Annotated in this window: 9 protein-coding genes; 4 read left to right on the top strand and 5 right to left on the bottom strand. The window is 53.6% G+C overall.

All coding sequences use genetic code 11. From position 1 onward, the window contains the following. Positions 1–208 precede the first annotated feature (208 nt). On the bottom strand, positions 209–1,849 hold the full coding sequence (gene pgm, locus QQF33_RS07000) for a phosphoglucomutase (alpha-D-glucose-1,6-bisphosphate-dependent) (protein ID WP_285148755.1): 1,641 nt from the start codon (positions 1,847–1,849) through the stop codon (positions 209–211). 24 nt (positions 1,850–1,873) lie between these two features. Then, positions 1,874–2,416: a replication initiation negative regulator SeqA gene (seqA, locus tag QQF33_RS06995; RefSeq protein ID WP_285146609.1), complete on the bottom strand. Its 543-nt coding sequence runs from the start codon at positions 2,414–2,416 to the stop codon at positions 1,874–1,876. A gap of 183 nt (positions 2,417–2,599) precedes the next feature. Between seqA and ybfF the strand changes: the two genes are divergently transcribed. From ybfF to fur, 4 genes are all read left to right on the top strand, one after another. Beyond that, entirely contained in the window at positions 2,600–3,373 is a 774-nt protein-coding gene (gene ybfF, locus QQF33_RS06990; protein ID WP_285148754.1) for an esterase, read from the top strand. 129 nt (positions 3,374–3,502) lie between these two features. Beyond that, on the top strand, positions 3,503–3,790 hold the full coding sequence (gene ybfE / locus QQF33_RS06985; RefSeq protein WP_102104162.1) for a LexA regulated protein: 288 nt from the start codon (positions 3,503–3,505) through the stop codon (positions 3,788–3,790). Positions 3,791–3,947: 157 nt separating this feature from the next. Then, positions 3,948–4,478 carry a flavodoxin FldA gene (gene fldA, locus QQF33_RS06980; RefSeq protein ID WP_059178645.1) on the top strand — a complete coding sequence of 177 codons (531 nt, stop codon included), beginning with the start codon at positions 3,948–3,950 and terminating at the stop codon, positions 4,476–4,478. Positions 4,479–4,771: 293 nt separating this feature from the next. Further along, complete coding sequence (gene fur / locus QQF33_RS06975; protein ID WP_064325325.1) at positions 4,772–5,218, top strand: ferric iron uptake transcriptional regulator; 447 nt, start codon at positions 4,772–4,774, stop codon at positions 5,216–5,218. A 105-nt stretch (positions 5,219–5,323) separates the two neighbouring features. Here fur and chiQ read toward each other — a convergent pair whose 3' ends face one another. From chiQ to glnS, 3 genes are all read right to left on the bottom strand, one after another. Then, positions 5,324–5,653: a ChiQ/YbfN family lipoprotein gene (chiQ, locus tag QQF33_RS06970; protein WP_416382212.1), complete on the bottom strand. Its 330-nt coding sequence runs from the start codon at positions 5,651–5,653 to the stop codon at positions 5,324–5,326. Between the two features lie 46 nt (positions 5,654–5,699). Then, entirely contained in the window at positions 5,700–7,118 is a 1,419-nt protein-coding gene (chiP, locus tag QQF33_RS06965; protein WP_285146612.1) for a chitoporin ChiP, read from the bottom strand. A 441-nt stretch (positions 7,119–7,559) separates the two neighbouring features. Then, positions 7,560–9,227, bottom strand: coding sequence for a glutamine--tRNA ligase (gene glnS, locus QQF33_RS06960; RefSeq protein WP_285148752.1), 1,668 nt, complete (start codon positions 9,225–9,227; stop codon positions 7,560–7,562). Positions 9,228–9,325 lie beyond the last annotated feature (98 nt).

Raw genomic sequence — 9,325 nt, 5'->3', positions numbered from 1 at the left:
AGGTTACCGGGGCATAATCTCTCCCACGGGCTCAGTGGCACCAGGGCCGGGTGATGCTCACCGGTAACCTCCCGATGATCAGTCGGGGATCTTCTCCGCAGAAGCGGAGAAGATCAAGACATAAGGGTTGGGGTGAGGGCATCAGACCGCAGAGCAGTTTTGTAGGCCGGGTAAGGCGGAGCCGCCACCCGGCAAACAGACCGCAGAATTACGCGTTCTTCAACACTTCACTCACAATCTCTACCGCTTCTTTCTCAATCAGCTTACGGTGTTCGTCGCCGAGGAAGCTTTCGCAGTAAATTTTGTACGCATCTTCCGTACCGGATGGACGTGCTGCAAACCAGCCGTTCTCGGTCATCACTTTCAGACCACCGATAGACGCCCCATTACCCGGTGCCGCCGTCAGACGCGCGGTGATCGGGTCACCCGCCAGCGTATCCGCGCTCACCATCTCAGGGGAGAGCTTAGACAGCGCCGCTTTCTGCGCGGAAGTGGCTCCCGCCTGAATACGGTTGTAGCTCGGCGCACCAAAGCGAGCGGCCAGCTCGTTGTAATGCTCCTGCGGGTTCTTACCGGTGACCGCGGTGATTTCCGCCGCCAGCAGGCACATAATGATCCCGTCTTTATCCGTCGACCACGGCGTACCGTCGAAACGCAGGAAGGATGCCCCCGCGCTCTCTTCGCCGCCGAAACCGAAGCTGCCGTCGTGCAGACCGTCAACAAACCATTTGAAGCCCACCGGCACTTCTACCAGCTTGCGGCCCAGATCGTTCACCACGCGGTCAATCATTGCGGAAGAGACCAGCGTTTTACCGACGGCGACCTCTTTGCCCCACTGTGGACGATGCTGGAACAGATAGTTAATCGCAACGGCCAGGTAGTGGTTCGGATTCATCAGGCCCGCCGGGGTGACGATCCCGTGGCGGTCGTAGTCCGGGTCGTTGGCAAACGCCAGATCGAACTTATCGCGCAGAGCCAGCAGACCGGCCATCGCACACTCGGAGGAGCAGTCCATACGGATAGCGCCATCTTTGTCGAGGTGCATAAAGCGGAAGGTCTGATCGACCTGATCGTTCACGATGGTCAGATCCAGCTTGTAGAATTCGGCAATGCGCTTCCAGTATTCGATCCCGGAACCGCCGAGCGGATCCACGCCCAGCTTCAGGCCCGCTTTTTGAATCGCGGCGATATCGACGATATCCGCCAGCCCTTCAATAAACGGCTGCACCAGATCCAGCTCTTTCACATGGCCGGAGGCCATGGCCTCATCCAGTGAAATACGTTTCACGCCGTTCAGGCCAGCAGCCAGCAGCGCGTTGGCGCGGTCTTCGACCACTTTGGTGACGTTGGTATCAGCCGGTCCACCGTTCGGTGGGTTGTACTTGATACCACCGTCGTCCGGCGGGTTGTGCGACGGGGTGATAACGATACCGTCTGCCTGCGCGCCGCCTTTTTTGTTGTGCACCAGAATGGCGTTCGAGACCGCAGGGGTCGGCGTAAAGCCGTTGTCTTCCTGGACGATCACGTCAACGCCGTTCGCGGCCAGCACTTCCAGCACGGAGATGAATGCCGGTTCGGACAGGGCGTGGGTGTCTTTCCCGACATAGCACGGACCGGTCACGCCATTTTTCGCGCGCTCTTCCGCGATGGCCTGGGCAATGGCCAGAATATGCGGTTCGTTAAAGCTATGGCGCGCCGCGCTGCCGCGGTGGCCAGACGTACCAAACTTCACTGCGTGTTCTGCGTTGCCCACTTCCGGCTTCAGCACGTAGTACTGCGCGGTGAGTTGAGCGACGTTAATCAAATCGCTTTGTTGTGCAGGCTGACCCGCACGTTCGTGATTTGCCATTGCCTGGTCCTTCCTGTGCAAGGGTTAAATGGTACCGCAAACCTTTTCAATCAATTCCGCCGGGAATTGCATCGACTGCATGATGTGTTCGACCATGCTGCATTTGCGTCCGGTGTTGGTGTTGGTGATCACCCAGTACGGCGTACCAGGGACATGCTTAGGTTTGGTTTGATTGCCGTTGGCAAGCAGCGTCTGCTCGTCGCCCGCGAAGTAGACGCGGGTACGGCCATGAAGCGAATCAGTGGCTTCGGCAAACGCTTTGTTATCCAGTGAATAGAGTGTAGACAGCACCAGCATAAAGCGGTTAACCGCTTTCTTCTGCTCGGCGTATTCGTCGGAAAGCAGCAGTTCACGCATGGCGCGGACTTTGTCTTTCACCGGGGCGACTGTTTTGACTTCAACAGCAGCGCTCGGCTGACGAACCTCTTTAGAAACCGGAGTTGCGGGCTGTGAGGCGGCGGAAAATTTCAGCATACGCCGTAAAATGTCGGACGCACTCTCGCCAATATGTCGCGTGTGGCTGGCAATATACTGATAGAGCTCATCATCAACTTCGATTGTTTTCATCTTAATCCAGTGCAATATCTTATCTGAATACAAGTCGTTGGGATTATAAGGGCTAATCCCAACCGCGGATAGGGTCAAGCCAGGCTTGCGGCAAAAGTCAGATTAAACTGGAACCTTGCAGCCGGGCGGCAGAATGGTCAACATAATACCCTAACCTGACATACGTAAAAAAAGAACTTTGCCATGAAATTGAATAGCCGAGCGCAATCTGCACAATCGCCGAACAATAATTCTCCCATCGTACTGGTTCATGGCCTGTTTGGCAGCCTCGATAACCTGGGCGTGCTGGCCCGCGATCTGGTGGCCGACCACGATATCCTGCAGGTGGATATGCGTAACCACGGCCTTTCCGAGCGCAGCCCGGAGATGACCTACGCCGCGATGGCGCAAGATCTGCTGGATACCCTCGATGCCAACCAGATTGAAAAAGCGACGCTGATTGGCCATTCCATGGGCGGCAAAGCGGTCATGGCTCTGACGGCGCTGGCTCCTGAGCGTATCGAGCAATTGGTGGTGATCGACGTCGCCCCGGTGGATTACGATGTGCGCCGTCATGACGAAATCTTTGCGGCGATCAACGCCGTGACCGAGGCGGGCGTTTCCACGCGCCAAAAGGCAGCGGCGGTGATGCGCGAACATCTGGATGAAGAGGGCGTGGTGCAGTTTCTGCTGAAATCCTTCGTCGATGGCGCATGGCGTTTTAACGTGCCGGTGCTGTGGGATCAGTATTCCCATATTGTCGGCTGGGACAACGTTCCGGCCTGGCCGCACCCTACCCTGTTTATTCGCGGTGGCAACTCCCCGTACGTCACCGACGCGTATCGCGATGAGCTGCTGGCGCAATTCCCGCAGGCGCGTGCGCATGTGGTAGCTGGAGCCGGACACTGGGTTCACGCCGAAAAACCGGAAGCCGTACTGCGGGCGATTCGTCGTTATCTCTCTGATAATGCGATTTGATTAAAAAGCCAGCGACCGGTTGCCTGCGGGTCACCAGTCGTTGGCGTGCAGGTTGACGTCATGTATGATGTCGCGCTCATCGCCCCGGCAATAGCAGGGCTGCTTGTTTTCCCCCGAAGTCTCTGAATCATGGCCAAAGAACAAACGGACCGCACGACATTAGATCTGTTCGCGACTGAACGTCGACCGGGACGACCAAAAACCAATCCGCTTTCGCGTGATGAACAGTTGCGCATCAATAAGCGCAATCAGCTAAAACGCGACAAGAGTCGTGGGCTTAAACGCGTCGAGCTAAAACTCAACGCGGAAGCGGCTGACGCCTTAAGTGAACTGGCCGACGCCCGCGAAATCAGCCGCAGCGAGCTGATTGAAGAGATGCTGATGGCGCAACTTCAGGCGTGGCGCAGCACCAGGTGATCGTCTGAAAATCCACTCATTTGTCCCTTTCATGTAGCACAGAGTGCAGTCCCGCGTGATAGCTGTTTCCGCAGACTTCCCTGTTCTGCTATGATTGCCCTTATCCGTGGACAAATTGCGCCACCATACCATTAAGTTTCAAGAGGTTATTTTACTCATGGCAATCATCGGCATTTTTTTCGGCAGCGATACCGGTAATACCGAAAACATCGCAAAAAACATTCAAAAACAGCTTGGTAAAGACGTTGCCGACGTGCATGACATTGCTAAGAGCAGCAAAGAAGATCTCGAAGGCTACGATATTCTGCTGCTCGGCATCCCAACCTGGTACTACGGCGAAGCGCAGTGTGACTGGGATGATTTCTTCCCGACGCTGGAAGAAGTCGATTTCAACGGCAAGCTCGTGGCCCTCTTCGGCTGCGGCGACCAGGAAGATTACGCAGAGTACTTCTGTGATGCGCTGGGCACCATCCGCGACATCATTGAGCCACGCGGCGCCGCGATCGTCGGCCACTGGCCAACGGCGGGCTATCATTTCGAAGCTTCTAAAGGCCTGGCGGATGACGACCACTTTGTTGGCCTCGCTATCGACGAAGACCGTCAGCCAGAGCTGACCGCAGAGCGCGTCGACAAGTGGGTGAAACAGATCCGCGAAGAACTGCACCTCGACGACATTCTGAACGCCTGATCAAATCTGTGAGGTGTAGCGTTTTACGCTATGCCTCATTGATAGATAATTCCAATCAAAATAATTGCTACAAATTTTTAACTTTTGCGTTCATACCTGTACAATGTCCCAGGGTTAAAGTGGATGCCATCGAACAAGTTTGTTGGTGATACCACGTTTTTATAAGCATACTTTGCTTGAGACTTGCGGTTTTCATTTAGACATGGCAGTTCTATAATGAGACGCATTATCCCAACTGCATTTTCTGTCACTTCTTAAGGAAGTGAATCGTTTAGCAACAGGACAGATTCCGCATGACTGACAACAATACCGCATTAAAGAAGGCTGGCCTGAAAGTGACGCTTCCTCGTTTAAAAATCCTGGAAGTTCTGCAAGGGCCGGACAACCATCACGTCAGTGCGGAAGACTTATACAAGCGTCTGATCGACATGGGCGAAGAGATTGGGCTGGCGACCGTATACCGCGTTCTGAACCAGTTCGATGACGCCGGCATTGTCACCCGTCATAATTTTGAAGGCGGTAAATCCGTTTTTGAACTGACGCAGCAGCATCACCACGATCACCTGATTTGCCTCGACTGCGGCAAGGTGATTGAGTTTAGCGATGACTCTATCGAAGCACGTCAGCGTGAGATTGCCACCCGACATGGCATCCGTCTGACCAACCATAGCCTGTATCTGTATGGTCACTGTGCTGAAGGCGATTGCCGCGAAAACGAGCACGCTCACGATACCAAATAATTCTGCTTCATACTCTGAGCCAACCTGACGGTTGGCTTTTTTTTTGCCTGCAATAAATGCAAAACGCCCGGCGAGCTCTCGCTGCCGGGCGTTGATGAACGCAGATTACTGCGCGTTGTTCTTGCGAATTTCCTGCCAGAGCTGGCCGCAATCGGCTTTCACTGCTTCACCATTACCCGTTTTACGCGCCTGGATACAGGCCTGATAGTCCATCACGCGAACATTCTCTTGCGTCGCAAATTGCTCATGCGCCTTTTCTTTCTTCAGTACCGTCAGCACGCTCTGGCAGGCCTGGATTTTCTCCGGCGAGCCTTCCGCGGTGTTGATACAGGTGCTGTAAGCCTCTTTGAGACGTGAATCTTCTTTCGGTGCCTGAGGCTGCGCACAGGCAACCAGGCCCGATGCCAGTACAGCCACCACTACAATTTTCTTCAACATGTTGGTCTCCATTCCGGCGGGTGTGGCCCCGCCAGGCAGTTCATCAGAAGATGGTGAATGGTGCGATAACCATGAATTTCACGTCACGTTCATCCTGGAAGATGTTGTTATAGCCGCCGCTATAGCTAGCCAGGTCAGAATGGTTGTCATACTGGGTGAAGTGCAGTTTAAACATGGTGCCCTTCGCGCGGCCGTCCTGCAGAACATAAGACGCATCAAGACTATAAGCGGACTCTTTCAGACGCTGACTCTGATCGTAGATGGATGCGCTGCTTGGTTTAGCATCCCAGCCATAGGCATAGGAAGCCCCAACCGACCATCCGGCCAGATTCCAGTTACTGAGGTCGTACATTGCTCCGACGAAGACGGCTTTTTCACCGTTGGCGTTGAAGTCTGAGCGGTTATCCCACCAGATATCCAAACGACCATTGGATGACGCGTAAGTCGGCGTCATACGCTGCAGGAAGTAGCCCTGATTACCATCAGCTTTAACCCAGGTACCTTCAAGACGCAGATCGACCTGGCCAACCTTATACCCAAAAGTTAACGCCTGCAGCCAGGCGGTACCATCATAGAGATCGCTTGCCAGGAGGACATCATCGTTGGTCTGCAGATTTTTTTGATCGTCCACCTTATCCCGCGCACCATAGAACTGGTAGCTCGTGGTGAACGGGTTGCCAACTAAATCAAATTTATAAGAGGCTTTGGCAAAATACTGATCCATGTAGCCCTGTGCCTGACCAAATGCGGCTTCAAGAACGAGGTTATTTTTGAAGTCATACTTCGCGCCAACAGAATGAAGGTAATCAACTTTGGTTTTACGGTTGCCCTGATAGAAGTCATCCATCTCGATGTGCCACGGCGCTTTGTACTCGTTGGTCCACATGTAGGAGAAGCTCAACGCACCCGCATCGCCGTAGTCAAAGTTCGCCCCGGCTTCCGCGCCCTGGTAAGTACCCGGCATGAAGCTCCAGTGTGGGGCTAACAGGGTCTGACCGGTTGGCTGAATGTAACCACCGCGCGCCCATACTGGACCGTATTTGAATTTTGCCGCCGCTTTATACAGGCTGATACCGCTCTTATCGCCAGACCAGTCTTCTTTGTACGCTTTGTTGCTGGAGGAGAACGCGATTTCGTTCGGGTGTGCGCTATCGCCGTTTTCCGCCATTTCGATGGCCGTGAAAGCAGCAATATCCAGACCGAACATATCAGCGGCATATCCCGACTGGAAATCCAGGTTGGCGTTCCAGGTGGAGTGAGAAAGGTTAACTTTGTATTTGTCGCCGTCGGTGACGTCTTTACGGTCACGTTCACGCTGCCAGTAATAGATACCGCCCGTGAGTGTCGAATCATCGATAAAGCCTGCTGCCTGAGCCTGCGGAGCTGCAATAAAGCCCGACATTGCTGTCACACCGGCGATAGCCAGCGCCAGCGCACTACGTTTGCCACTGAACGTACGCATAGATTGTTCCTCTTTGACGAATAAAAGCGCCTTAAACGGCGAAAAATCTAAAAGACCAAATGGTCAGGGGTAGTCTGTAATACCCTCGAATTAACTACCGCCTTTAGACTATTTTTCGCGACGCGAATTATCAATGCTTTTCAGTGGGGAAAACGCAGGATTATGACGAAGTGCACATAATTGGTAGTGATTTGTAACACATCACCTACGACAAGGCTTAAGCGGAAAAATATGGTTAAATTCAGGGAGTAATGAAATTTGATAGCGCTCACATACTATAATTTGGCTTATTCCGTATTACATGAAACTTTATTAAAAAAAATAAGTAGCAGCTCATTGACGTGTTATTTTGCGGTTAAAAAATGGCACGAAAAGTAAAAGCATGATCGATAAGCAAAAAAAACGCCGCGTTGCGCGGCGTTTGTCTCTCATTGACCAGGCTTACTCGCCAATTTTGGCCCAGGTGTCACGCAGACCGACGGTACGGTTAAATACCAGTTTGGTAGCGGTTGCATAACGGCTGTCGAGACAGAAGTAACCTTCACGCTCGAACTGATACGCTTTACCTGCTTCGGCCGTTTTCAGGGAAGGTTCTGCATAACCCTGTTTGATGACCAATGATTCCTGGTTGATGGTCGCCAGGAAATCTTCTGCCGCGCCCGGGTTCGGAATGCTGAACAGACGATCGTACAGACGAATTTCAACCGGCAGCGCGTGTGCTGCGCTCACCCAGTGGATCACGCCTTTCACTTTGCGTCCGTCCGCCGGATCCTTGCTCAGGGTCTCTGCGTCGTAAGTACAGAAGATAGTCGTGATGTTGCCTTCGGCGTCTTTCTCCACGCGCTCAGCTTTGATCACGTACGCATTGCGCAGGCGAACTTCTTTGCCCAGCACCAGACGCTTGTACTGCTTGTTCGCTTCTTCGCGGAAGTCAGCACGGTCGATCCAGATCTCGGCGCTGAACGGCACTTCACGGCTGCCCATTTCCGGTTTGCTCGGATGGTTCGGCATGGTGACCTGCTCGCTCTCGCCCTGCGGGTAGTTTTCGATGACCAGTTTAACCGGATCGATAACCGCCATCGCGCGCGGTGCGTTTTCGTTCAGATCTTCGCGAATGCAGGATTCCAGAGACGCCATCTCAATGGTGTTGTCCTGCTTGGTCACGCCGATACGCTTGATGAATTCGCGAATAGAGGCCGCGGTGTAGCCACGACGACGCAGACCGGAGATGGTCGGCATACGCGGATCATCCCAGCCTTCGACGTGCTTGTCCGTCACCAGCAGGTTCAGCTTACGCTTGGACATCACGGTGTATTCCAGATTCAGACGAGAGAACTCGTACTGACGCGGATGCACAGGAATGGTGATGTTATCCAGCACCCAGTCGTACAGACGACGGTTGTCCTGGAACTCCAGCGTACACAGGGAGTGCGTAATGCCTTCCAGCGCATCGCTGATGCAGTGGGTGAAGTCGTACATCGGGTAGATGCACCACTTGTTGCCGGTCTGGTGGTGCTCGGCAAATTTAATGCGATACAGCACCGGATCGCGCATCACGATGAACGGCGATGCCATGTCGATTTTGGCACGCAGACAGGCTTTGCCCTCTTCGAAGCCACCGGCACGCATTTTTTCGAACAGCGCGAGGTTCTCTTCGACGCTGCGATCGCGGAACGGGCTGTTTTTACCCGGCGCCGTCAGCGAGCCACGGTATTCGCGGATTTCGTCAGCAGACAGCTCGTCAACGTAGGCCAGGCCTTTGTTGATAAGCTCTACGGCGTAGGCGTGCAGCTGATCGAAATAGTCAGAGGAGTAGCAGATATCGCCAGACCAGGTGAAGCCTAACCATTGCACGTCGTTCTTGATGGACTCAACGTATTCGATGTCTTCTTTAACTGGGTTGGTGTCATCGAAACGCAGGTTGCATTGGCCCTGGTAGTCTTGCGCGATGCCGAAGTTCAGGCAGATCGATTTCGCATGACCGATATGCAGGTAGCCGTTTGGCTCCGGCGGGAAACGGGTATGAACTGTGGTGTGCTTACCACTGGCCAGATCTTCATCGATGATCTGGCGAATAAAGTTACTCGGGCGGGCTTCAGCCTCACTCATCGTGGATTCCTCAAAGCGTCAACAACGTATAACGGCATATGATCTTATAAGCCGGACGTAGTGACAACCTTTAGTTATGCAAAAAACGGCTTTGAAGT

Source organism: Lelliottia wanjuensis (assembly GCF_030238365.1).
Lineage (GTDB): Bacteria > Pseudomonadota > Gammaproteobacteria > Enterobacterales > Enterobacteriaceae > Enterobacter > Enterobacter wanjuensis.
The sequence above is the reverse complement of the archived record's forward strand: the minus strand, read 5'-3'. Positions and strand labels throughout refer to the sequence as shown.

What these genes read in the sequence shown, in the direction of transcription:
- seqA (WP_285146609.1), bottom strand. Translation starts at nt 2,416, where the DNA reads ATGAAAACAATCGAAGTTGATGATGAGCTCTATCAGTATATTGCCAGC.
- pgm (WP_285148755.1), bottom strand. Translation starts at nt 1,849, where the DNA reads ATGGCAAATCACGAACGTGCGGGTCAGCCTGCACAACAAAGCGATTTG.
- glnS (WP_285148752.1), bottom strand. Translation starts at nt 9,227, where the DNA reads ATGAGTGAGGCTGAAGCCCGCCCGAGTAACTTTATTCGCCAGATCATC.
- ybfF (WP_285148754.1), top strand. Translation starts at nt 2,600, where the DNA reads ATGAAATTGAATAGCCGAGCGCAATCTGCACAATCGCCGAACAATAAT.
- fur (WP_064325325.1), top strand. Translation starts at nt 4,772, where the DNA reads ATGACTGACAACAATACCGCATTAAAGAAGGCTGGCCTGAAAGTGACG.
- fldA (WP_059178645.1), top strand. Translation starts at nt 3,948, where the DNA reads ATGGCAATCATCGGCATTTTTTTCGGCAGCGATACCGGTAATACCGAA.
- ybfE (WP_102104162.1), top strand. Translation starts at nt 3,503, where the DNA reads ATGGCCAAAGAACAAACGGACCGCACGACATTAGATCTGTTCGCGACT.
- chiP (WP_285146612.1), bottom strand. Translation starts at nt 7,118, where the DNA reads ATGCGTACGTTCAGTGGCAAACGTAGTGCGCTGGCGCTGGCTATCGCC.